Raw genomic sequence first — 23,705 nt, 5'->3', positions numbered from 1 at the left:
ACCCATTTGCATCCGGCTGCGACAATTGAACTCGTGAGTAGGCCCCATGTGTCGCATCTGAACCAGAACCTCAAGCCGCTCGAGCAGTCGCTCAAGCTGCAGAACGTGTGTTACGAGATTCGCGGACCCGTACACGCGCACGCGCAGCGGCTCGAGGCGGAGGGCCACCGCATCCTCAAGCTGAACATCGGCAACCCGGCTCTGTTCGGATTCGAGGCACCCGACGTGATCATGCGCGACATGATCCACGCGCTCCCGTACTCGCAGGGATACTCCGAGTCCGCCGGTGTGCTGTCCGCTCGTCGTTCGGTGGTCACGCGGTACGAGCTGATCCCCGACTTCCCCTTCTTCGACGTCGACGACGTCATCCTGGGCAACGGCGTCTCCGAGCTCATCACGATGACCATGCAGGCACTGCTGAACGACGGCGACGAGGTCCTGATCCCGGCACCGGACTATCCGCTCTGGACGGCGATGACCTCGCTCTCCGGCGGCACCCCTGTCCACTACCGCTGCGACGAGGCGAACGACTGGAACCCCGACATCGCCGACATCGCGTCGAAGATCACCGATCGCACCAAGGCGATCGTCATCATCAACCCCAACAACCCGACGGGTGCGGTCTACTCACGCGAAGTCCTGCAGCAGCTCGTCGAACTGGCCCGTCAGCATTCGCTGCTGATCCTGGCCGACGAGATCTACGACAAGATCATCTACGACGACGCCGAGCACGTGAACGTCGCGTCGTTGGCTCCCGATCTGCTGTGCCTGACCTTCAACGGCCTGTCGAAGGCTTACCGGGTGTGCGGGTACCGCGCCGGCTGGGTCGTGATGACCGGACCGAAGGACCACGCCAAGGGATTCATCGAGGGTATGGGCATCCTCGCCTCCACCCGACTGTGCGCGAATGTTCCCGGGCAGCATGCCATTCAGGTGGCGCTCGGCGGTTATCAGTCCATCGACGCGCTCGTCTCCCCCGGCGGGCGGCTCTTCGAGCAGCGCAACGTCACCTGGGAGAAGCTCAACGAGATCCCCGGCGTCAGCTGCGTGAAGCCCAAGGGCGCCCTCTACGCCTTCCCGCGCCTCGATCCCGAGGTGCACGAGATCCACAACGACGAGTTGTTCGTCCAGGACCTTCTGCTGCAGGAGAAGATCCTCGTCGTGCAGGGCAGCGGGTTCAACCTCGACGACACCAACCACTTCCGCATCGTCACGCTGCCGTGGTCGCGAGACCTCAAGGAGGCTGTCGAGCGGATCGGCAACTTCCTGTCGTCGTACCGCCAGTAGGGCGGGCACTCTTCGCGCTCCCGCGTGCGTATTTACCTCCCGCCTGGCTGTCTCCCTCGCGCTCGTCAGACCTGCCAAGCGGGAAGGAGACACGACGGCGGGAGTTCGACGCGGCGACAGGCCCGGGTCTCGACGACCCGGGCCTTTTCGCTTCCCAGACTGTTTCGGCACGCGTACCCGGGGAATCCGCACTGAGACGGGTTCGCACAAGGGTCTAGACATTTGTGTAACCGTTGGTAACGTGTAACTCCAATCGGGGTCTACAGCGAGGTGACACGGATGTCCGAACAGGCAGTGCAGGTGCGGCCCGAATGGCGGCGGGGGACGGTGTCCGGCGACGGCGTGACACTGGCGACCTTCGAACTGGGCGACCCGGGAAATCCGACGGTCCTGCTGGTACACGGCTGGCCCGACACCCACCACCTCTGGACGCACATCGCGCCCCGGTTGGCCGAGAAGTACCACGTGGTGGCCTACGACTGCCGTGGCTTCGGCGAGAGCGATCGTCCCCGCGAGGTCGGGGCGTACCGGTTGGCCGAACTCGCCGACGACCTCTTCGCCGTCGCCGAAGCGGTGAGCCCGGATGCTCCCGTCCACGTCGTCGGCCACGACTGGGGTTCGGTCCAGGCCTGGGAGGCCGTGAGTCGGCCACGGGCGCACACCCGCATCGCGTCCTTCGTCTCGGTTTCCGGACCGAATCTCGATCACCTCGGCCAGTTGCTCCGTGCAGGGCTGACCCGCCCGACGCCCCACCGCGTGCGAACCATTGCGACGCAATCGCTCTCGTCGGCCTACACAGGATTGTTCCAGCTTCCCGTCCTCCCGAACGCCCTGCTGACCGCGCTCGGGAACCCCCGGGCGTGGAAGCAGTTCCTGCACACCGTCGAGGGCACACCACCGGAGAACGTCGTCGTCGCCGGAACCCTGCGTCGCGACATGATCACCGGACTCGCGTTGTACCGGGCCAACATCCGCCAGAAGCTGAGCCGTCCCGACCCGCGCCCGACGACGGTGCCGGTCCTGCAGGTGGTCAACGAACGCGACATCGCCCTGCGCCCGGCCATCTACGACAACACCCCGGACTATGCGGCGAAATTGTGGCGACGCGACACCCCCACCGGCCACTGGCTGCCGTACACCCACCCCGCCTACCTCACCGACACGGTCCTGGACTTCCTTGCCGCACAGACCGGTAGCGACGCACCGCCGACCGTCGAACGGTTGCGGGTCTTCGCCGAACCGAAACCCCTTGCCGGGAAGCTGGTGGTGATCACCGGTGCGGGCAGCGGTATCGGTCGCGAGACCGCTCTGCTGCTCGCCGAGCGTGGTTGCGAACTCGTGCTCGCCGACCGGAATCTCGACTCCGCCGCCGAAACCGAGCAGGCCTGCAAGGTCGCCGGGGCGGTGGCACACGCCTATCTCCTCGATGTCTCCGACACCGGCGCGTTCGTGTCCTTCGCCGCGACGGTCCGGGAGCAACACGGCGTCCCCGACGTGGTGATCAACAACGCCGGAATCGGCTTGGCCGGTGGAGCTCTCGCCGCCACCGACGAGCAGGTCGACCGACTCCTCGACGTCAACCTGCGCGGCGTCATCACCGGGAGCCGCGAGTTCGGCCGGCAGATGGTCGAACGAGGGGTCGGCGGGCACATCGTCAACGTGTCGTCCGCTGCGGCGTTCACGCCGTCGCGCAGCCTCGGCCTGTACTCGGCATCGAAGGCCGGCGTCCTGCTGTTCTCCGAGTCGCTGCGGGCCGAGCTCGCCGAACACCGCATCGGCGTGAGCGCCATCTGCCCGGGCATCGTCGACACCAACATCGTGTCGTCGACACCGATCGCCGGTCTCGACTCGGATTCCGAACGGGCGCAACGTGATCGCCTGGTCCGCTTCTACCAGCGTCGTGGTTTCACCCCGGATCGCGTGGCGACCGAGATCGTGTCGGCCGTCGAGCACAACAAGGCCGTCGTCCCGGTGACACCCGAGGCGAAGGTCGGCTATCGCATCTATCGTTTCGCGCCGTGGTTGTCGCGCATCGGCGCCCGACAGAAGGTCACCGGATGAGCACCGTCGAACGCCCGCGTACTGATCTGTCCCAGACCGATCAGGCCGATCAGGCCGATCCCGGACCCGTCGAGCTACACGCCCGCAATGTGGCCTTCGACTGGGACGACGTGCCGCTGCACTGGATTCCCGGCCACCCCGTGGCGTCGAACTTCATCAGCGTCCTGAATCTTCTTCTGCCGGAAGGTGAACGCTGGTTCGTGCAGACCTACAACGAGGCGCTGCCGCTGGTCGCCGACGAGGAACTGGCCTCCCGGATGCGCGGTTTCATCGGCCAGGAGGCCATGCACGCCGAGGCCCACGACCACGTGCTGTGGGAGTTCCTCGATCACCACGGCATCGATCCGCGCCCGTACCAGTTGCAGATGGAGTGGATCTTCCGTCGGGTTCTCGGTCCGGCGACGGGCGGCTCCACCGAGGCCCGACACAAACACCTCGTCGAACGGTTGTGGCTGATCGCGGCGCTCGAGCATTACACCGCGGTGCTCGGCGATTTCGCGTTGAACAACAACTGGATCGAGGCCGGCGCGCACCCGACGATGGCCGACCTGTTCATGTGGCACGGCGCAGAGGAAGTGGAACACCGCGCGGTCGCGCACGATGTCGCGACATACTTCGGGGACAGCTACCTGCGGCGGGGACGCGCCATGCTCGTGGTCCTGCCGATCCTGTTGTTCCTGGTACAGCGCGGCTACCGGTTCATCATGAAGCAGGACACCTCGGTGTCGTACAACTACCTCCAGAAGAAGTGGCAGTTCCATCGCGGGGTGCGCGCCAACGTGCTCCCGCCGCTGCGGAGCATCGTCTTCTCCACCTTCAGTTACTTCCGCCCCGGGTTCCGCCCGGAGCAGATCGGCAGCACCGCCCAGGCCGTCGCCTACCTCGCGTCGTCGCCGGCCGCGCGCAACGTCGCCTGAGGAAGTCCGATGAACCAACGCGCACATCCGCATTCGACGAGCCTGACCCAACCACCCCCGCATCTCTACGGGCGGTGGCGACACGATCCGATCCTCACGGTCGGCACCGCGTTCATGCGGGCCTGGTGGCCTGCGTGGCGCCCGTTGTCCCCGTTGCGAGCGGCACCGGCCAATCCCGGGATCACGCAGGTGCGGATCGTGCAGCGCGAGGTCGTCGCGCATGACGAGAACGTGATCGCGTTGACGCTCGCCGCTGCCGGGGGCGGAGTGCTGCCGTCGTGGCATGCCGGTGCCCACATCGACGTGCTGCTGCCGTCCGGACGGATGCGCGAGTACTCGCTCTGCGGCGACACCGCCGACCGCGAGCACTACCGCATCGCGGTGCGTCGTATCCCCGACGGCGGCGGCGGTTCGATCGAGGTCCACGACGCCCTGAGGGTCGGGGACGTGGTGTCGATCAAAGGACCGCGCAACGCTTTTCCGCTGGCCGTTCCCGGCCACGGCTCCCCGGCTCGCCGGATTCGTTTCATCGCCGCAGGGATCGGCATCACCCCGATCCTGCCGATGCTCTCGGTGGCGGAACGTTTCGGGCTGGACTGGTCGATGATCTACACCGGGCGCTCCGCCGACTCGATCCCGTTCCTCGACGAGGTCGCGAAGTTCGGCGACCGCATCACCATTCGCACCGACGATCAGCACGGACTCCCGACCATGTCGGAACTGGTCGGGCCTGTACCGGATTCCGACGCCGACCTCGCCGTGTACTGCTGTGGGCCGGTGCCGATGCTGGAGAACCTCCGCCGCCATCTGTTCGACCGCCCCGACATCGAGCTGCACTACGAGCGCTTCAGCCCGCCACCGGTGGAGAACGGTTCACCGTTCACCGTGACGCTGGCGTCCACGGGTGCGCAGGTCCCGGTCGCAGCTGACGAGTCGGCGCTCGCGGCGATCCGGCGGGTGATGCCGTCGGTGCCGTACTCGTGTCAGCAAGGCTTTTGTGGCACATGCAAGGTCAGGACGTTGTCCGGCGACGTCGATCACCGCGACAACATCCTGACCGAGCCCGAACGCGAGGCCGGGACCATGCTGACCTGCGTCTCACGCAGTGCCGGCGGGAACCTCACGCTCGATCTCTGACTCCTCTCCCCGCGGACGGGCGGGCCCTGCTCCCTGAGGAGCATCCGGCGCTTGCAGATGCGTAACCCCCGCTCCCTGAGGAGCATCCGGAGCTTGCGAAGGATGCGTCTCGAAGGGCAGCTGCCGCCCGCCTACCGTGCCGCGCAGCAGGAACACCGCCGCCACACCGGCTGCCGCGGTGATGACCACCGCCGCCCACACCGCGTTGTGCAGGCCGTCCATGAACACCTCCTGGACTGCGGCACGGACCGTGTCGCTCATCGCGGTGGGCACCCGGCCGGCGACCTCGACCCCGGCCATCACCGATTGCTCCGCGGTAGCAATCACCTCTCGGGGTAACCCACTGCCCGACAGCCGATCCCCGATGCCGGCGACATAGGCCGAGGTCAGGATCGAACCGAGCACCGCGACGCCGAGGGTGCCGCCGATCTCGCGGGTGGTGTCGTTGACCGCGCTCCCGGCACCTGCCTGTTCGGGACGCAGCGCATCCATGATGAGCTGCGTGCAGGGGCCCGAGATGAACGCCAGACCGGCGGCCATCAACGACATGGCCCAGATGATCAGTTCCCAGTATCCCGATGTCCGCGAGGATAACTCGACGAGGGCGAACCCGCCGGACATCAGGAAGGCACCCGTCACCGCGACGTAGCGCGCCCCGAACCGGTGCGACAGGACCATCGCCACCGGCGACAGCACCGCCATCACGATGGCGAACGGCAGGGTCCGCACACCGGCGGCGAGCGGGCCGTATCCCTTGACCGCCTGGAAGAACTGGGTAATCAGGAAGATGAACCCGAACAGGGCGAAGAACGCCACACTGATCATCCCGGCGGCAGTGGCGAAGTGCCGGTTGGCGAACAACCGCACGTCGAGGATGGGATGGGCGATCCGTAGTTGGGTCACCACGAACACGGTCAGGATCGCCAGAGCGGCAACGATTCCGAGGATCGTGCGGGTCTCGCCCCAACCGACGTGCGGTGCTTCGATCAAGGTGTACGTGAGCAACCCCAGACCCGCGACCGAGAGAGCCACCCCGACGGCGTCGAATCGAGGCACCGCCAGCGGTCGGGTACCGGGCACCACCGTGAGGATGACGGCGAGCGCGACCAGTCCGAACGGGACGTTGACCCAGAACACCGACGTCCACGAGAAGTGTTCGAGCAACCAGCCACCCAGCACGGGACCGATGGCGACGGCGATACCGGAGACCGCCGCCCAGATACCGACCGCCGTCGCGCGTTCCCTGGTGTCGACGAAGATCGTCGTGATGATGGCCAGCGTCGCCGGGAACACCAGTGCCGCAAAGAGTCCCAGACCACCTCGGGAAGCGATGAGCTGTCCGAGGTTCTGCGACGACGCCGCCAGGACCGACACCCCCATGAAGCCGATGACACCGGTGAGGAGCATCCGCCGGTGACCGAACCGGTCGCCCAGATAGCCGCCGGTCAGGAGGAGGCCGGCGAACACGAGCGTGTAAGCGTCGACGATCCATTGCAGGCCGGAGATCCCGGCGTCGAGGTCGCGGGCCAGCGTCGGCAGGGCGACGTTGACGATCGTGTTGTCGATCATGACCAGCAGTTCGGCAAAGCTGAGGGCGCCGAGCGCCCACCAGCGTGAGCCCATACGTCCAGTACGCATCGGCATTCTCCTGTTCCGTGAGCGAAGGTTCGGATATGGAACGCCGTACCACTGTTGTAGAACACCGTTCTATTCAAGAAGAACACCGTCCTAGTAGATTGTCAATATGTCCCCCGCGAAGCCGCGCACCCGAACCTCAGCCGCCGAGATCCGTTCATCACTGATCCGAGCCGGCCGCACGATCCTCGAGCGGGACGGCGAGGCGGGGCTGACCGTCCGGGCGGTGGCGGCCGAGGCGAAGGTCGCGCCGATGGGCGTCTACAACCACTTCGACGGCCGCGACGGGCTGCTCGATGCCCTGATCACCGACGGTTACGCCGAGCTGGGCCGTGCGGTGGCCGCCACCGACGACGATCCATCCACGCGTCTGCGGAGCTCGGGGCGCGGCTACCGTCGCTTCGCCACGTCGAGTCCGGTGGTCTACGGGCTGATGTTCTCGGCCCGGTACACACCAGAACTCGAGGTCGCGGCTCACGCCTTCGAGGTACTGGTCGACGTCATCCGCTACGGTCAGGTCGCGGGGGTGGTCGCGGCGGGCGACCCGACGACGCTCGCGATGCAGACGTGGTCGGCGGTGCACGGGGCGGTCAGCCTGGAACTCATGGGCGCACTGCCACCGGACGTCGAAGCCGACACGAACTACGAGAACGTCCTGGACTTCATCGCGCGGGGCCTGCGGGCACAGCCCGACGCGTGATCCCCTGTCCGACCGATCCCCTACCGACTACGGCAAGACGATCGGCGGTAGTCCGGGGATCGGGTTCGGGATCGTCACGCCGCGCTGCGGCCGCGGTGCGCGGGACCTGGGCCGTGGTGAGGGTGCCGGCTCGTTGGTCGTCACGGGCGGTGGCGGCGGCGTGTACCGCTGCGCCGGTTGACGCGCCTCCGCAAAGATCGCGGGGTCGGCGTACTCCTGGGTGGTCGGGGCCGTCGTCGTCGGCGTGGTCGGACCGGAAACCGGTGCCGGCGAGGACTCGTTGCTCCCCGCGGCCACGGCGACCGCGACTCCGATGACGGCGAGTGCGCAGACCAGAGCCACGCCTGCCAACAACCGCGTCGCCGGAATCTTGCGCCGAGGACCAGACGGCATCGGTTCGGTCTGATGGACGGTCGGATATGGCTCCGGTGCAGGGATGTTCGCGTGCGGCGGCATGACCGGGCCCAACACGTGCTCGTCGGCAGGCTCGGGTTCCTGAACCGGAGTGGGCCCGGAATGCGCCACCAGGGCACCGAAAGCCGTTGCGGGAACCGGGTCCGCCGGTTGCGTGAACGGCGACCGGTACTTCTGGTCAACACCAATGATCGGGAAATCGCCTGAGCGGCCGGGGCTTCCGGCTCGCCGGTCGAAGGGCAGCGACAGTTTCTCGGTGGGGGCGTCATCAGGCGCGATCCCGGTCACGACTCGATCGTCGTCCCCTGGTTCCGGCTCGGCCGGGTACGGACCGTCGGCCGTCGCGGTGGCCTCGGCGGAGTCAGTGCTGCCGCTGTCGTCCGCGGCGGCACGGTTCGCAGCGGCATGGTTCGCGGCGGGATGGTTCACTTCATCGCCGGTGAGGGAGACGCGCTCATCGCATTCGGCGACATCGGCACCGGCATCATCGGCATCTGTGTCGCTGACGTCGGGTTCGGAGGCGTCGGGTTCGGTGACGTCGGGTTCGGAGGCGTCGGGTTCGGAGGCGTCGGGCTGCGCAGTGGCGGCTTCGGCCGGGGCGTCGGCCGCCAGCCCCCCGACGGGCGTCGACGGGTCAACGGCGACCGCGTCGCTGGGATCGTCAGCAGCCACTTCTGGCTCGGACTCCCGTCGGGCGCCGTCGAGCGGCCCGGTTGGTTCTGCGGCGCTCAACGGACCGGGAGCGGCGTCGACGATCGGTACCGGTACGGCTTTCGCGATCCCGTCGCGGAGGCCGGGCCACACGCCGAGGCCGTCGGTGATGACGACGGCATGGGCCTGCGCTCCGGCCACCGCTGCGCGAGCCAACTCTTCACCGCGCGCGATGAGCGCACCACCGGCCTCCTCGACATCTCGCCGGGCCATCCGGAACAACCGAATGTGACGGCGTCCCATCAGAAAGGTGCCATCGGAATCCTGCAGTCGTTCACGTCCGCGCGAGATGAGCTCGAAGAGCTCGTCCTGCCACTCGGGCGTCGTCGGCGATTCGACCCGTCCGATCCGGGTCAGGTGGTCGGCGATGGCACGATCGAGCGCTCCGAGCGAGAGCGCGGCGTCGGCATACGTGTCGGCGACCGTGCCGCGGGAGGTGTCGAATCGTCCGACCGACACGCACCCGTTCCCGTCGAGCCCCATGAGGACCACTTGAGGGTCGCCGTCCAGACCGCGCAGACGGAGCTTGGACCGCACGTCGTCGAGCACCGCGGGTTCCACCGGGCGCTCTGCTGCCGCAGAGGCCGGTCCCACAGCCGCATCGAACACCGTGTCGGTCATCTGATAATTCCTGCACTTGTGTGCACCTCGCCCAGCACGCCCCCACGGCGAGAAGGTGCCCCCTGATCAAATCGCGGGGTTCAACCTAACACGTGTATGGAGGGAACCGCTTTCGACGACGAGCCGTTCACCTGCGTGAACGAACTGGTTGTCTCGGTTTTTCGGGCTGGCACCGGTCCGCCGAGCGCGCGGTAATCCCATCCGGCCGACCGCCAGGCCTGGGAGTCGAGGCAGCGTCGGGCGTCGACGATTCGCTTGTGTCGCACCACCGGCGCCAGCTCGTCCGGCGACATGTGCACGAACTCCGCCCATTCGGTTGCGACGACGACAACATCCGCACGATCGCAGGCCGCGCGTGCCGAGGCGGCATAGCTCAGCATCGGTTGCACTCGGCGCGAGTTGTCCATCGCCTGAGGGTCGAACACGGTGACCGATGCACCGTCGAGCGCCAGACGGCCGGCGACGGCGAGCGCAGGAGAGTCCCGGACGTCGTCGCTCTCCGGCTTGAAAGCCGTTCCGAGTACGGCGACGTTTCGACCCAGCACCTCTCCCCCGAGCGCTTCTGCCACCAATTCCGCGGCGGCGCTGCGTCGACGCATGTTGATGGCGTCGACCTCGCGCAGGAACCCCACCGCGCGAGGGGCACCCATCTCATCGGCTCGTGCTGTCAGTGCCCGGATGTCCTTGGGCAGGCAACCTCCGCCGAAACCCAACCCTGCGTTGAGGAAACGCCGCCCGATCCGGGCGTCGTGCCCCATCGCGTCGGCGAGCGTGCCGACGTCGGCGCCGGCGATCTCGCACAGTTCGCTCATCGCATTGATGAACGAGATCTTGGTGGCGAGAAACGCGTTGGCCGATACCTTGACGAGTTCAGCTGTGGCCCAGTCGGTCTCGATGAACGGGATTCCGGTTTCGAGGACCTCGCGGTAGATGTCCCGGACCACCTGACCGGCCAGGGATTCCGCCTGCGGGGCCTGCGGGTCGTCGACGAGTCGCCCGACGCCGAGGACCATCCGGTCGGGCGAGAGGGTGTCCTCGACGGCGAAGCCCTCGCGGAGGAACTCCGGGCTCCACGACAGCTCGACGTGAGCTCCCGGCGCGCAGAGCTGCGAGATCCGTTGTGACAGTTCCTCGCACGTGCCGACGGGGACGGTCGACTTGCCGATCAGAACGTGCGTACCCCGGAGCGTGGGCACGAGCGCATCGACGGCCGCGTGGACGTGGGACAGGTCGGCGCGGTGACCACGCACCTCTTGCGGGGTGCCGACGCCGATGAAATGGACCGAGGCGTGGTCGGCGGCGACGGAATGGTCGGTGGTGAAGCGCAACCGGCCGGCGTCGAGGTTACGGCGGAGGATGTCGGCGAGCCCGGGTTCGAAGAACGGGACGTCGCCGGCCTGCAGACGTTCGACCTTCTGTGGGTCGATGTCGATACCGACGACGTCGTGTCCGAGTTCGGCCATGCAGGCCGCATGCGTCGCGCCGAGATAGCCGCAACCGATCACCGTGAGCTTCATGGTTGCAACGATTACCCAGGTGGGCCTGCCGCCAACCAACCATGGCGTGGCGGGTGGTGATCGGGTGGGTGAACGTCAGTCGACCGCCGCCGGTTGAGTAGGCGAGGAGCCTGCGACGAGCCGAATCGAAGCCTGTCGCGCAGTCAGTCGTTCTTGATGAAATTCAGGTACGCCTTGGACGGGGTGGGGCCGCGTTGTCCCTGGTATTTCGAGCCGACCTTTTCGCTGCCGTAGGGGTGCTCGGCCGGGCTGCTGAGTCGGATGAGGCACAGCTGGCCGATCTTCATGCCTGGCCACAGTGTGATCGGGAGGTTGGCGACGTTGGAGAGTTCCAGGGTGATGTGGCCGGAGAAGCCGGGGTCGATGAAGCCGGCGGTCGAGTGGGTGAGGAGGCCGAGGCGACCGAGCGACGACTTTCCTTCGAGGCGTCCGGCGAGGTCGTGGGGCAGGGTGCAGACCTCGAGGGTGGAGCCCAGCACGAACTCACCCGGGTGCAGCACGAACGGCTCGCCCTCTGTCGGTTCGACGAGGGTGGTGAGTTCGTCTTGACGTTGGGCCGGGTCGATGTGGGTGTACCGGGTGTTGTTGAACACGCGGAACAGACTGTCGAGCCGGACGTCGACGCTGGAGGGCTGGACGAGCGCAGGGTCGAATGGATCGATGGCGAGGCGCCCGTCAGCGATCTCGGAGCGGATGTCGCGGTCGGAAAGCAGCACGTGTCGAGGTTATCGAATGGTCAGGGTGGATCTGCGGCGGTATCCGACGGCCCCGCCTTCTCTGCCTCGACCCGCGTGCCGAACCGGCGTCGGCAGGCGTCGGCCCGCATCCGGCTGAGTACCTCGTCGGTGCGGTGAGCGCGGTTCACCCGTGGCGTCTGATCCGGATGTGATCGCGGCGGGTGCCAGACGACGCGACCTGCGTCGAGCCCGTCTGCCACGATGGTGGTCGCCCACTGGTCCTCGCGTGTGCCGACCGCCCGGTTGTGCGCACCGCATGTGGTGGTCAGGTTGTCGATGTCGGTGGTGCCGTTCTGGGCCGCCCACTCGATGACGTGATGGAGTTCGCAATCGAAAGACGAACGAGTGCAGCGTGGGCAGGTGCAGCCGCCGTCGCGGCCCACCGCGGCGATCCGCTGCGCTCGGGATGCCAGGCGTTTCGAGCGTCCGAGGTAGAGGACCTCGGCGGTGTTGTCTCGAAAGACCTCCAGGTGCTGCTGCGCTTCGGCGGCGAGTTCGACGGCGTCCTTGATCGGGAGCAGTGCGCCTGTCGCGGTGCGCGCGGGAGCTCCGGCACGCTCGCGGAGCGCTGACTCGGTGATCGTGACGATGACGTGCGGTGGCAGTCCGTGGTGAGAACCGCCGAGGGCACCGCCGTCGAGGACGCAGCGCAGCAGTGCGCTGAATGCGTCGTGGTTGCGTTTCTCGGTCGAGCGGTCGTCACGCTCGGCGGCTGCCGCGAGGGCTTCGGGGTCGGCCTTCGCCGGGTCTCCGATGGGTGACGACGGATCGTCGGGGTTGTTCATGCCCGGCGCTGCCCACACCGCCAGCACGACGTCGAGCATCGCCCGCGTCTTGGGGTCGAGCGTCGCCGTCAGTTTGGACATCAACTGGGCGTCCTGCGGCCCGAGCCGCATGCCCCTCATGCGTGCGCGGTCGCGGTCGTCGGTGAGAGTTCCGTCGGGGTCGAGGTGGGCGAGGATGCGTGCGCCGAGTTCGCGGAGCGAGGCCGGGTCGTACTCGCGGGCGTAATGGGCGAGCGTCGCCTCCGCGGCTTCGCGGTCTGCAGCGTCGACGCCGGCCGGGATCTTCCGCATCACCTCGACGATGACGTCGACATTTCTACCCGAGATACCGCCGTCGGCAACGCCTTTCGCGGTTTCCGGGAACCTCGGTTCGAGGGCTTCGCCCTGCATGTCGGGGAACTTGCCGATCGCCCACACACGGTTGAGGAGCCGGTTGGCCTCACCCCTGCGGTTGAGCACGCTGGTGACGAAGTTGGTCACCGTCTGGCAGCCGGCCTTGCGGTATGCGGAGCGCTCGTCGATGGCAACCATGTGGTCTGCGAAGAGTGACAGCATGCGACGCTCGGCGCGCTCATGCTCGATCGCGACCTCGAGCAGGTCGGTATCGGAGCAGGCTGTGGACGCCGTCTCGCTGATCTCGTCCAGCAGTGCGTGCAGACGCTCGTACTGGTCGAGAAGAAGTGGTTGTGGTGCAGATGGCTCGCCGAAAGCCATGATCAAACCCCCGTCATCATGGCTAACTCGAAACTATGTTCGAGTCTACGTGTGTCCCCGCAGGTGCGCAACCGTTCTGCGAAGAATTTTCGCGCCGCTCGCGGAGACCCCGACCCCGGTTTGCTAGGCTTTCGGTCGCGAGCCCAGCGCTCGCACGCCGATGTAGTTCAATGGCAGAACATCAGCTTCCCAAGCTGAATACGCGGGTTCGATTCCCGTCATCGGCTCCACAAGTACCGGTGCGCCTTCAGAAGGCGCCGCGCGTATCGCGAGCGACCAATTTGGCGCGCATGGCATTTCAGGCCTCCTTCGGTGTCCGACGTCATCCTGCATGCAGACTCGACTCTTCTCCGTCCGACTCGGCAGCCCCGGCGGACCAAAGCCGGTCCGCCGGCGACGATTCCCCTGGTAGACCCTGGACGTCCCTGCGAATCGATCTCTACCCGTTGCGGAGATGTATACAACCGGCTTGCGTGTTCAACGTGAGAGTGTTGCGTGTCCCACGGCCGTAACATGACGAAACACCCTCACGGACCCGTAATCAGGTTCTCCATCAGGGACTTAGCGTTCACCCCGCTCAACGTCGAGCGCAGGAGACCGTCGCACAACCAGCCCTCGGTGTACACAATCATCTCAATATCTAGGAAGAAGGCCACCGGATGGATTCAGTGTCCGTTCCTGGGCACGATGACTTTCACCGCCACCTACGTCTCCGCCCTGACCGTGATCGGTTTGGTCGGCTCGGCGAATGGCATGGGACTCGCGCTGGTTCCGTACACGTTCGTCGGCCTCGGTTGCGGATTGCTGTTCCTCGTACTCTTGTCCAGTCGGGTCCACCGGGCCGGCCGCACGTCAGAGAGCGTCCCCGAACTTCTCGGAAAGCGATACGGGGACAAGATTGTTCGTGTCACGTCGGCCGGAACCATCGTCATCGCCTATTTCGTGTACCTGATCGCCCAGCTCTTCGCGGTCGGCATCCTGCTCTCCACGACGATCGGTTTCAAGGTCTGGGCCGTGATCCTGGTGGTCGGCACCATCTTCGTGCTCTACACCCTCACCGGCGGTATGCAGGCCGTCGCCCGAACCGATGCCTACCAGCTCGTGGTGCTGGTCGCGGCGGTGCTGCTCACGCTCGTCCTCGTCGTCACCAAGGTCGGCAGCGACGGTTTGAGCTGGAGCGACGGCCCCGGCCTGTCGCAGTTCCTCGGCGGTCCGGTACCGAGCGCGATGCTCGCCTTCGGCTGGGGCCTCTCGTGGGGGCTCGGCGTCGCCTGCATGCCGAATTACCTGCAGCGCATCCTGTCCTGCCCGGACGTCCGGACCACGCGACTGGTTCTCGGCTGGGGCTCGGCCATCTCCTTCTGGCTGGTGAACGCGCCCATCCTGGTCATCGGCATCGGTATCGCGATCATCGACCCGACCATGACCGGCGACTCGGCACTACCGTCGTTCCTGCTCACGCACGGCGGCACGATCATCGCGGCTCTCGCCCTGACCGGCCTGATCTCCGCGGTGATGTCGACGACCGACTCGCTGCTCCACGTCATGGGCGTGTACTTCGGACGCGACATCCTCTGCACTCTGCGGAAGATCGATGATGACGCAACAGCATTGAAGCTCACCCGGATCTCCACCGGTGCGATCGGCGCGCTGGCCGTCGCCACGGCCACCTACATGTCGTTCAGTCCGCTGCCGCTGATCCTCACGTTCGCGTCCTACGCCGTTTCGCTACTCGCCGCCGGCCTGTTCGTCCCGCTCTTCATCGGCCTGCTCTGGCCGGGGGCGTCGAAGACCGGTGCCGTGGCGTCAATGGTTGTCGGCGTCATCGTGCTGATCGTGTTCGAGGTCCTGCGCAAACAGGGCGTCATCGAGCTTCACGGCATCGTTCCCACGTTGGTGTGCGCGATCATCGCGATGATCGTCGGATCGTGGTGGGACGGCCGCCGGGCCGTGTCGACGACACCGCAGTCCGATGAGGTGGAACAACCGGTCGCCGTTCCGACGGTGTGATCGACCCGCGGCCGGGCTGTCGTCTCGCAGAGAATGCGTCACGGCAGCCCGGCTGTGTCATGTGCCCACCCCGCCGTCCACAAACGTGAGATGCCGAGCGGAACATCATCAGCCGGCAACTCTCCCGGGACGGTTCGACGATCCGGGAGGAGGCCGTCGCCGACTGCGCGATGACCGATCGGATCGGCCCCACGCATCACCTGCAATGGTGGCGCAGGCTGGTCGACGTCCTCCGACGCGGACCCGTTCGGCGAACACGCTGCGTCACCCCTGTTGATCCCTGGGTCACACAAATCCCGGCCCGGGGAATGCGCCCACCGCGACCACCGTTGCGCGAAGAGTCAACGACATCGTCGGAAGAGGTACAGCATGAAGATCGGGATCATCGGAGCAGGATTCATCGGCGGAACGCTGACTCGCCGGCTGACCGAACTGGGACATGAGGTCCGCGTGTCGAATTCGCGTGCGCCCGAGACGCTTTCGGAGCTGGCGGAGGAAACCGGCGCTACAGCCGTGTGGGCAAAGGACGCAGCCGAGGACGCCGATCTCGTCATCGTGTCCATTCCGCAGAAGAACACCCCTGACCTGGCCCCGGGCATCCTCGACTCCCGCAAACCGGGCGCTCCGGTCATTGAGACCAACAACTACTACCCGCAGCAACGCGACGGGAAGATCGAGGCCATCGAGAACGGCACCCCCGAGAGCGTGTGGGTGTCCGAGCAGCTCGGGGTGCCCGTATACAAGGTGTTCAACGGGATCTACTGGAAGCACCTGCTCAAGAAGGGTCTCCCGGACGGCGCCGAGGGTCGGATCGCACTGCCGATCGCCGGCGACGACCCGGACGGCAAGACGATCGTGTTCGCCATCGTCGACGAGCTTGGTTTCGACCCGGTCGACGCCGGGCCGCTCGCCGAGTCGTGGCGTCAGCAGCCGGGAACACCCGTCTACGGCAAGGATTTCGGCGTCGACGACACGCTCGCCGCACTCGAGGAGGCGTCGCCGGAACGCACCCCGGAGTGGCGCGCAGCCTGACCGCTGCCCCCGGCCTGACATCCAGAGTTCCGTGTGATCTCGTGTCCGCTTTCCGGACGCACGATCACACGGAACTCGTCGGCGTTTCAGCGAGAAGATCGTCGACGATGGCGCGCGCGGTGGCCAGCGCCGTCTCGTCCCCGATACGCGCGCCGGTGTTGGCGGCCGCAACCACGGCGTCCAGCTGGAACGCGAGACTGTGCGCATCGCGCCCGGCCAGGTGCCCGTCCTCCTGAGCGCGGCGGATCTCCCTCTCCAGCAAGGTGAACCAGTCCCGACGGTCGGCGTCTATGGCGTCGCGAACAGGGCCGGTGCGGCTGTCGAACTCCACCGTCGTGGCCACCCGGAAACACCCGCCGGGCATCACCGGTTCGCCGATGTAGTCGAACCAGCGGTCGACGAGCGCCCGCAACCGAGGCATCCCCGCCGGCTCCGAACGCGCCGGCGTCACGACATGCTCGATGAACACCTCACGCGCTGCCTGTACCGCGGCCAGCTGCAGGTTCTCCTTGCTGCCGAAGAGCGTCGCCACGCCGCTCTTGCTGACCCCGAGATCGGTGGCCAGTTTGCCGAGACTCAGCCCCGTCAAGCCTTCCGCCGACGCCACGTCGGCCGCGTGACGAGCGATCGTCGCGCGCGCCCGGGCACCCTTGATCAGCCGCTGGTCGGATATCTGCCTCGCATCAACCACCCCCTCATCTTGGCACCCAGGCCTTGCTATGTCGAACGAACGGTCGTACGGTAATTAATACGTACGACCGTACGTTCTTTTTGGAGGTAGCGATGACCATCGAACAGATGCCGTCCGAGGCGGGGACACTGACCGAGGCGAACGACCCGATGCTGCTCAGCGAGGCCGCAGCTCGCGAACTGCTCAGAGGTGCACCGTGGCAGCGGTTCGCCGTCCTCGGCGACTCGGTCGCCGCCGGCACCGGCGATCCGTGGCCCGGTTACGCCGACGTTCCATGGGCGGACCGGCTCGCGGCAACGATGACTGCCGTGCGTCCCGACCTCGTCTACCTCAACACCGGCGTCTACGGCGCGACGATCGATCAGGTTCGCCGCGAACAACTCTCGACGATCCTCGACTTCCAACCCGACCTCGTCCACGTCTCCTGCGGCGGGAACGACCTGTTCTACGGTTCGGATCTGACAGACATCGAACGGGATCTCGACTCCCTGTGCGCCGTCCTCGCTGGCAGTGGTGCGCAACTGTCCCTGTTCACGCTCGCCAACGCGTTCACCGACCGGCTACGCCGGTTTCAGCCGAGCTTCGCGGCTTACGCCGACATCGTCCGACGCGTCGCCGCCAACCATGATGCGATCCTCACCGAGTTCTGGGACCACCCCGCGCGCCTACGCACGAACTGGCTGAGCGCCGACCATATCCACCTCACGAAAGCTGGCCACGCAGTGGTCACGACCGAGGTCACCCGGTCACTGGGCCGAGCGATCCACGGTGCGTGAAATGGCTCGCGCGTTGTCGAAAACGCTGTGATGCAACATCATCGACGCTTCGGGCGCACCCCGGGCTTCTTACGTCCGCTCTTCCCCGGGATCTTGCCCGCGGCCTCGTGCGCGGCACGCTTCGCGGCGGCCTTCTCCTTGGCCGACCGTTTCGGCGCAGGTTCGGACTGTCCCCTCGACGATGTCGCCTTGCGGCCGCGCACGATCCCGATGAACTCGTCGGCGAGTTCGGTCGTCGGGGCCGGCCACAGCAGGCCGACGGTGCCGGTCGGCGCGTCGGTGACCGGGCGGTAGACGAGATCCTTGCGGTGGTGCAACCGCGCCAGCGACTGGGGCACCAGAAGGACCCCTATGCCCGCGGCGACGAGTTCGATTGCGTCGCCGGTGGTTTCCGGACGGTGCTCGACGGCGGTGCCGGGACCTCGATACGCGGCGTCCTCGCTACGCTCGGTCGGTGCTACTCGGCCGGCAGGACCGATGCCGGCGACCGGCTCGTCGAGCGGCCACAGGAACTGCTCGTCGGCGAGATCTGCGAGGGTCAGCTCGTCCCCCGCGGTGAGCACGTGATCTCTGGGGACCACGACGACGGTGGTCTCCTCGTACAGTTCGATCGTGTGGTGCGGACCGGCCTCGCCGTGCCGCAGGGCGTCGGGCAGACGCGTGATCGCCATCTGCACATTTCCCTGAGCGACGGCGCCCGCGCACTCGGCGACCTCGAGGGCGACGAGTTCCAACGGGACGCCGGGTCGCCGCTCCGACCAGATGCGCACCCATTTGCCGGGGGTCACGCCGGGGACGTATCCCAATCGGAACGTCGAAGCCCCGGAATCGCCTGCCCGGTCGGGTGTGGTCACGACCAAAGGCTACCGCCCGATACCCTGGGGCAATGAGTTCGCAGTCGATGAAGCCGGCCACCGCCGCCAAGAAGCTGGACGTGTACCTGCCGGCGACCCCCGCGGAGTTCCGCGAGGGTTCCATCACGCGCGCCGAGCTCGCCGCCCTTCAGGCCGATCCGCCGGAGTGGCTGAAGACCCTCCGCGCCGAGGGACCGCACCCGAAGAACCTGGTCGCGGCCAAGCTCGGTGTCTCCAACTCGGCGCTGGTCCGCAACGGGATCACCGAGGCGCTGACCACCGCGCAGATCAACGACCTACTCGCCGAGATGCCCGAGTGGCTCGCCGCCGAGCGCGCCACGCAGGTGGAGGTCCGCCGCGAGGAACGACGCGTCAAGTCCCTCCACGAGGATCGTCGCCGGGACCGCGAGGAAGCCGAGAACCCCGAGGCCTGACCTGTCGGCCAGAGAAGCCCAGCCCCGCCCCAGCCCCGCTCAGGGAACCGACAGCACGCCGTTGCCATCCCGCGTTCCGCCGTCACAGACCGTCTCGGCCCTCGCAATGCCCACCGGCGCCCGGGGATTCACCGACGCAGTGGACGTAGACCTCTGGTGTGACCGTTTCGCGAACTTCACCGATCCATCTTCGTTATCCTCCCAGCGAACCCACCCAGGGTGAATCCCGCGTGAGGAGACCAGAGGTGCCGCGTCGAAACCACCACCGTCGGACGGCGATCGCAGTGGCTGCTGCAATCGGCCTCGTCGGACCCCTGTGCTTCTCCGGAGCCGGTCCCACACCCGCGGCCCCGACCCCGTCGGTCTCCGGCGCGGTGGCCGCCGACGGTCCCGCACGGGCATGGGATGTGCGCGCCTGGATCACCGGGACCGACTCGTCGACAGCACGCAGTGCGGGGGTCGCGCAGTCGGACCGATCCGGTCGCTTCACTCTCCGACCCACCGCACAGCCCGGCGCGGACGAGGCCTTCTACGTGACCGCCACCCCGGCGGGACAACCGAATTCGTTCACGACCCTTGCCACCATCTCACCGACCCTGCCCTCCCGCCTGACCGTGAACGAGCTGACCACCGTCGCAACGGGTTACGCCATGGCACAGTTCGTCGACGACACTCGCATCAGCGGACGGGCACCGGGAGTGCGCAATGCGGCGTCGATGGCCGGCAACCTCGCCGACCCGACCATTGGCCGGATCGGTTCCACCCTCGCCTCCGCACCGAATGGCGCACAGACGTCGACCCAGGCCGCCTTCCTCTCGCTGTCCAATGCGCTCGCCGCCTGCACGTCGTCGGCCGAGGGATGCGCCGCCCTCCGATCCGCGACGACGACCCCGCTGAGCGGCCGACCGTCGAACATGGTCGAGGCGATGGCCAACATGGCGAAGAGCCCGGAGCACAACCCTGCCGGGCTGTTCGGCGTCGCGCTGCGCAGACCCGCTCGACCCGGCGCGCTTCCGCTCCCTCCCGCCGCCTGGACACTGGCGCTCCGATTCGACGGCGGCGGTGGGCTACTCGCCGGCCCGGGCAACTTCGTCATCGGCGAGGGCGGCGACATCTGGGTCAACGCGAACTACGAGTACGACGCCGATCCGCGAACCCCGGTGTGCGGCAGCAAGTATCTCTTCCGCTTCGGGCCCGACGGCACACTCGTCGGCGGACGCCCCATCACCGGCGGCGGCCTCAGCGGCGCCGGTTACGGCATCACCCGGGACCACTCCGGCGACATCTGGGTCAGCAACTACGGCTTCGCCGCACCGGAACCGGGCTGCCCCGCCGACCGCCAGCCGCCGCACAACTCGATGTCGAAGTTCAGCGCACAGGGTGAAGTCCTCTCTCCGCCCGCCGGATTCACACAGGGATCGATCAGCTGGCCGCAGGGCATGACCACCGACCGCACCGGATCGGTGTGGACCACCAACTGCGCCACCAACTCGCTGACCGTCTTCCCCGACGGCGACCCGAGCCGGGCCCGCAACATCAAGGTCGACGTCAAGCAACCCTTCCATCTCGTCGACAACGGCCGAGCTCTCTTCGTCAGTGGCCTGCAGAGCAGTTCGATCGCGATGCTCGATCGATCCGGGCGACCGTTGCGCACCCCGATCACCGGACCCCACGTCGACAATCCGCTGGGCCTGGCCACCGATGCCCGCGGCAACGTGTGGATCGCGAACTCCGGGGTCATCACCCTGCCGTGCCCCGACCGTCCCACCGGCACGGGATCATTCGGTTCCGTGTCCGCTCTCGGCCCGACGGGCAAAACCCTCGTCGGGCCGCTGCGCGGTGGCGGCATCACGATCCCGTGGGGCATCACCACCGACGGCGATGGCAACGTCTGGGTCGGCAACTTCGCCGGCAAGCGCGTCTCGAAGTTCTGCGGCGCGAATGCCGCCACCTGCCCGCCCGGCAAGCGCACCGGCGACGCCATCTCCCCGGACGTGACCGGTTACTTCTTCGACGGGCTGGCGCGCAGCACCGGCATCATCGTCGACCCCGCGGGCAATGTCTGGACGACGAACAACTGGAAAGAGGTCCCGCTCCAGACCAACCCGGGCGGACTCCACATCGTCGCCCTGGTCGGTGCCGCGGCCCCGGTCCCGGTGCGCTGACCGGTCCGCAGCCGTCGGCCCACCACCTCACAGACATCGCGCCGGTGATCGCCACCGAGTCCGTGTGTCCGATTTGCGGAACTTTGTCACAGATTTCACTCTAATTCGCGTGACTAACGGAAGCGTGCAGGTCACGCTTGTCATCGCGCCGGAATCGGGGACCAGTGCAAAAGTGGTACTCAGTAACTAGTGTTAGTCACTAACACATGTGGCGCGACCGTCGCATGTCGCATCAACGGTCGGCGCCGGCGCCGGCCCTGCGCTCGAAAACCGAAAGGGTTCACACGCCATGGCGTCGCTTCTGTTCAGGCTGGGGAGTTTCTCCTTCCGGCACAAATGGGCCGTCATCGCGGCCTGGCTGGCCGCGATGATCGCGGTCGTCTCACTCGTCGGCGTTCTCCAGCCGAAGTTCGCCCAGGACTTCAGCCTTCCCGGAACCGACTCCGGCACAGCCACCGAGCAGGTGCAGGAGTACTTCCCGCAGGTCATGAAGGAGCAGGAGCGCGCCTCCACGAGTATCCTCGTCGCCGCGGACGACGGCCTGCAGAACCACACCGACCAGATCAACAAGCTGGCCGAGGATCTGCGCACACTGCCCGATGTCATCGCGCCGGAGGCCGTGGTGAACCCGGTCGTGGCCGCCGCCGTCGACCCGGCGATCGCCCCGTCGGTCCTCGGTGACAACGGTCGCGTCGGTCTCATCCAGGTCCGTCAGAACATCACGGTCATGGACCTGACGGCCGAGAACAAAGAAGAGCTCGTCAAGATCCTCGACGAGAATCGCGGCAACGGCCTACAGGTCGAGGCCACCGGCGCGCTGATGCAGGTCATGGATCAGGGCGGCGCCGCCGAGCTGATCGGCTTCGCCATCGCCTTCGTGGTCATGATCGTCGCCTTCGGCGCTCTGATCGCCGCGTTCATCCCGCTGGTCACCGCCATCGTCGGCGTCGCGATCACCATCATGCTGCTCACGCTCTCGGCAGAGCTGCTCTCGATCAACCAGTCCGCCACCGCCATCGTCACGATGCTCGGCATCGCGGTGTCCATCGACTACGCGCTCTTCATCGTGTCCCGGTACCGAGCCGAACTGAACCGAGGTGGTGATGCGGCCGATGCCGCCGGCCGCGCGGTCGGCACGGCGGGATCCGCGGTCGTGTTCGCCGGTCTCACGGTCATCATCGCGGTCGTCGCCCTCGTTGTCATCGGCATCCCGATCATCACCCAGATGGGTGCCGGCGCCGCCGTCGCGATCTTCATCGCCGTCTCCGCCGCACTCACGCTCATCCCTGCCCTCCTCGGCGCGTTCGGTCGTTTCGCCTTCCGCCCGAAGATCCCGTGGATCAAGCACGCCGAGCAGGCCGAGTCCGGCGACACCCTGGGAGTCCGCCTGGGCCGCACCGTGGTCAAGGCCCCGATCCCGTTCATCGTCATCGGCCTGCTCGCTCTCGCCGCGGCGGCCATCCCGGCCACCAAGATGGAGCTGGGTCTGTCGCTGTCGACCGAGGACGAGGCACCGGCACAGGCGTTGCTGAGCAAGGGATTCGGTGAGGGCATCAACGGCCCGCTGCTCGTCGTCCTGCACGACGACGACGCCCCGATCGCACCCGTCGCCAACGAGGCCGTCAAGCACATCGCCGGCCTGAAGGACGTCGTCAACCCCGAATCCCTCACCTGGATCGGCAACGAGGGCGGACAGAACGGCAGCACCGCGCTCATCACCGTGACACCGAAGAGCGCACCTTCGTCCGCGGCGACGCACACGCTGATGGACAACATCCGCGCGTACTCGCCGACCGTCGACAAGGAAGGCGCCGAGCTGCACGTCGGCGGACAGACCGCGATCATGTCGGACCTCTCGCAGAAGCTCGACGACGCGCTGATCCCCTACCTGATCGTGGTCGTCGGCCTCGCGTTCCTGATCATGATCGGCGTCTTCCGCTCGCTCTGGGTGCCGCTGGTCGGCACGGTCGGCTTCATCTTCTCGGTGCTCGCGACCTTCGGCATCACCGTCGCGATCTTCCAGGAGGGCTGGCTCGGGATCATCACGAACACCCAGCCGATCATCTCGTTCCTGCCGATCTTCCTGATCGGCGTGGTCTTCGGCCTCGCAATGGACTACCAGGTGTTCCTGGTGACCCGAATGCGCGAGGAGTACATCCACGGCATGACCGCCAAGGAGGCCATCGTCGCGGGTTACCGGCACGGCGCCCGCGTGGTGACCTCCGCGGCGATCATCATGATCAGCGTCTTCGCCGCGTTCATGCTGTCGCCGGAGACGACGGCCAAGATGATGGGCTTCGCCCTCGCCTCGGCAGTCCTGTTCGATGCCTTCGTGATCCGCATGCTGGTCGTCCCGGCCGTCATCGCCCTTCTCGGCGACCGCGCCTGGACCCTGCCGCGCTGGCTCGACAAGCTCGTCATCAACTTCGACATCGAGGGCGAAGCAGTCCGCCACCGCGGACTCCCGGACCCGGACGACAAGAAGACGCCGGTACCGGCGAGCTGAC

Annotated in this window: 18 protein-coding genes and 1 tRNA gene; 12 read left to right on the top strand and 7 right to left on the bottom strand. The window is 67.0% G+C overall.

The window, feature by feature from the left end; genetic code table 11:
* Positions 1-33: 33 nt before the first annotated feature.
* The 4 genes from M1L58_RS12550 (at position 34) to M1L58_RS12535 (ending at position 5,402) form a co-directional block, all read left to right on the top strand.
* Positions 34-1,287: a pyridoxal phosphate-dependent aminotransferase gene (locus M1L58_RS12550; RefSeq protein ID WP_248659121.1), complete on the top strand. Its 1,254-nt coding sequence runs from the start codon at positions 34-36 to the stop codon at positions 1,285-1,287.
* A 279-nt stretch (positions 1,288-1,566) separates the two neighbouring features.
* Positions 1,567-3,348, top strand: coding sequence for an SDR family oxidoreductase (locus tag M1L58_RS12545; protein WP_248659120.1), 1,782 nt, complete (start codon positions 1,567-1,569; stop codon positions 3,346-3,348).
* Entirely contained in the window at positions 3,345-4,265 is a 921-nt protein-coding gene (locus tag M1L58_RS12540; protein WP_248659119.1) for a metal-dependent hydrolase, read from the top strand. The genes M1L58_RS12545 and M1L58_RS12540 overlap by 4 nt, the downstream gene beginning before the upstream one ends.
* Before the next feature lie 9 nt (positions 4,266-4,274).
* Positions 4,275-5,402, top strand: a complete 1,128-nt coding sequence (locus M1L58_RS12535) for a PDR/VanB family oxidoreductase (protein ID WP_248659118.1) — start codon at positions 4,275-4,277, stop codon at positions 5,400-5,402.
* On the opposite strand, the gene M1L58_RS12530 is transcribed toward M1L58_RS12535, so the two are convergent.
* Entirely contained in the window at positions 5,364-7,040 is a 1,677-nt protein-coding gene (locus M1L58_RS12530) for a DHA2 family efflux MFS transporter permease subunit (protein ID WP_248659117.1), read from the bottom strand. The genes M1L58_RS12535 and M1L58_RS12530 overlap by 39 nt on opposite strands.
* Positions 7,041-7,146: 106 nt before the next feature.
* Between M1L58_RS12530 and M1L58_RS12525 the strand changes: the two genes are divergently transcribed.
* Positions 7,147-7,737 (top strand): TetR/AcrR family transcriptional regulator, encoded by a 591-nt coding sequence (locus M1L58_RS12525; protein WP_248659116.1) that lies wholly within the window; start codon positions 7,147-7,149, stop codon positions 7,735-7,737.
* Between the two features lie 27 nt (positions 7,738-7,764).
* On the opposite strand, the gene M1L58_RS12520 is transcribed toward M1L58_RS12525, so the two are convergent.
* The 4 genes from M1L58_RS12520 to M1L58_RS12505 all read right to left on the bottom strand — a co-directional run bounded on the left by M1L58_RS12520 (position 7,765) and on the right by M1L58_RS12505 (position 13,236).
* Entirely contained in the window at positions 7,765-9,483 is a 1,719-nt protein-coding gene (locus tag M1L58_RS12520; RefSeq protein ID WP_248659115.1) for a hypothetical protein, read from the bottom strand.
* Positions 9,484-9,563: 80 nt separating this feature from the next.
* A complete protein-coding gene (locus M1L58_RS12515; protein ID WP_248659114.1) occupies positions 9,564-11,000 on the bottom strand; it encodes a UDP-glucose dehydrogenase family protein in 1,437 nt (478 codons plus the stop codon).
* Between the two features lie 143 nt (positions 11,001-11,143).
* On the bottom strand, positions 11,144-11,716 hold the full coding sequence (gene dcd / locus M1L58_RS12510) for a dCTP deaminase (RefSeq protein ID WP_006868890.1): 573 nt from the start codon (positions 11,714-11,716) through the stop codon (positions 11,144-11,146).
* 20 nt (positions 11,717-11,736) lie between these two features.
* Positions 11,737-13,236: an HNH endonuclease signature motif containing protein gene (locus M1L58_RS12505; RefSeq protein ID WP_248659113.1), complete on the bottom strand. Its 1,500-nt coding sequence runs from the start codon at positions 13,234-13,236 to the stop codon at positions 11,737-11,739.
* A 156-nt stretch (positions 13,237-13,392) separates the two neighbouring features.
* Between M1L58_RS12505 and M1L58_RS12500 the strand changes: the two genes are divergently transcribed.
* From M1L58_RS12500 to M1L58_RS12490, 3 genes are all read left to right on the top strand, one after another.
* Positions 13,393-13,466 (top strand) — tRNA-Gly (locus M1L58_RS12500).
* Positions 13,467-13,923: 457 nt separating this feature from the next.
* Positions 13,924-15,246, top strand: coding sequence for a sodium:solute symporter family protein (locus M1L58_RS12495; protein WP_248659112.1), 1,323 nt, complete (start codon positions 13,924-13,926; stop codon positions 15,244-15,246).
* 273 nt (positions 15,247-15,519) lie between these two features.
* Positions 15,520-16,278 carry an NADPH-dependent F420 reductase gene (locus tag M1L58_RS12490; RefSeq protein ID WP_280985378.1) on the top strand — a complete coding sequence of 253 codons (759 nt, stop codon included), beginning with the start codon at positions 15,520-15,522 and terminating at the stop codon, positions 16,276-16,278.
* Between the two features lie 64 nt (positions 16,279-16,342).
* On the opposite strand, the gene M1L58_RS12485 is transcribed toward M1L58_RS12490, so the two are convergent.
* Complete coding sequence (locus tag M1L58_RS12485; RefSeq protein WP_248659111.1) at positions 16,343-16,969, bottom strand: TetR/AcrR family transcriptional regulator; 627 nt, start codon at positions 16,967-16,969, stop codon at positions 16,343-16,345.
* 92 nt (positions 16,970-17,061) lie between these two features.
* On the opposite strand from M1L58_RS12485, the gene M1L58_RS12480 reads away from it, so the two are divergent.
* Complete coding sequence (locus tag M1L58_RS12480; RefSeq protein ID WP_248659110.1) at positions 17,062-17,745, top strand: SGNH/GDSL hydrolase family protein; 684 nt, start codon at positions 17,062-17,064, stop codon at positions 17,743-17,745.
* Between the two features lie 38 nt (positions 17,746-17,783).
* Here the strand turns inward: M1L58_RS12480 and M1L58_RS12475 are convergent, their stop codons facing one another.
* The gene (locus M1L58_RS12475) at positions 17,784-18,605 is read right to left on the bottom strand and encodes a LysR family transcriptional regulator substrate-binding protein (RefSeq protein ID WP_248659109.1); all 822 of its coding nucleotides are present in this window, start codon (positions 18,603-18,605) and stop codon (positions 17,784-17,786) included.
* A 41-nt stretch (positions 18,606-18,646) separates the two neighbouring features.
* Between M1L58_RS12475 and M1L58_RS12470 the strand changes: the two genes are divergently transcribed.
* The 3 genes from M1L58_RS12470 (at position 18,647) to M1L58_RS12460 (ending at position 23,704) form a co-directional block, all read left to right on the top strand.
* A complete protein-coding gene (locus M1L58_RS12470; protein ID WP_006868883.1) occupies positions 18,647-19,033 on the top strand; it encodes a DUF5997 family protein in 387 nt (128 codons plus the stop codon).
* Positions 19,034-19,317: 284 nt separating this feature from the next.
* On the top strand, positions 19,318-21,198 hold the full coding sequence (locus M1L58_RS12465; RefSeq protein ID WP_248659108.1) for a Vgb family protein: 1,881 nt from the start codon (positions 19,318-19,320) through the stop codon (positions 21,196-21,198).
* 289 nt (positions 21,199-21,487) lie between these two features.
* Positions 21,488-23,704: an MMPL family transporter gene (locus M1L58_RS12460; protein WP_248659107.1), complete on the top strand. Its 2,217-nt coding sequence runs from the start codon at positions 21,488-21,490 to the stop codon at positions 23,702-23,704.
* Position 23,705: the final 1 nt, after the last annotated feature.

It is taken from the genome of Gordonia sp. C13 (genome assembly GCF_023218005.1).
Lineage (GTDB): Bacteria > Actinomycetota > Actinomycetes > Mycobacteriales > Mycobacteriaceae > Gordonia > Gordonia namibiensis.
This window is presented reverse-complemented; position numbering and strand designations above follow the sequence as displayed.

Coding starts and splice junctions, on each gene's coding strand:
- M1L58_RS12545 (WP_248659120.1), top strand. CDS start 1,567: ATGTCCGAACAGGCAGTGCAGGTGCGGCCCGAATGGCGGCGGGGGACG.
- M1L58_RS12540 (WP_248659119.1), top strand. CDS start 3,345: ATGAGCACCGTCGAACGCCCGCGTACTGATCTGTCCCAGACCGATCAG.
- M1L58_RS12535 (WP_248659118.1), top strand. CDS start 4,275: ATGAACCAACGCGCACATCCGCATTCGACGAGCCTGACCCAACCACCC.
- M1L58_RS12530 (WP_248659117.1), bottom strand. CDS start 7,040: ATGCGTACTGGACGTATGGGCTCACGCTGGTGGGCGCTCGGCGCCCTC.
- M1L58_RS12525 (WP_248659116.1), top strand. CDS start 7,147: ATGTCCCCCGCGAAGCCGCGCACCCGAACCTCAGCCGCCGAGATCCGT.
- M1L58_RS12520 (WP_248659115.1), bottom strand. CDS start 9,483: ATGACCGACACGGTGTTCGATGCGGCTGTGGGACCGGCCTCTGCGGCA.
- M1L58_RS12515 (WP_248659114.1), bottom strand. CDS start 11,000: ATGAAGCTCACGGTGATCGGTTGCGGCTATCTCGGCGCGACGCATGCG.
- M1L58_RS12505 (WP_248659113.1), bottom strand. CDS start 13,236: ATGGCTTTCGGCGAGCCATCTGCACCACAACCACTTCTTCTCGACCAG.
- M1L58_RS12495 (WP_248659112.1), top strand. CDS start 13,924: ATGACTTTCACCGCCACCTACGTCTCCGCCCTGACCGTGATCGGTTTG.
- M1L58_RS12480 (WP_248659110.1), top strand. CDS start 17,062: ATGACCATCGAACAGATGCCGTCCGAGGCGGGGACACTGACCGAGGCG.
- M1L58_RS12470 (WP_006868883.1), top strand. CDS start 18,647: ATGAAGCCGGCCACCGCCGCCAAGAAGCTGGACGTGTACCTGCCGGCG.
- M1L58_RS12460 (WP_248659107.1), top strand. CDS start 21,488: ATGGCGTCGCTTCTGTTCAGGCTGGGGAGTTTCTCCTTCCGGCACAAA.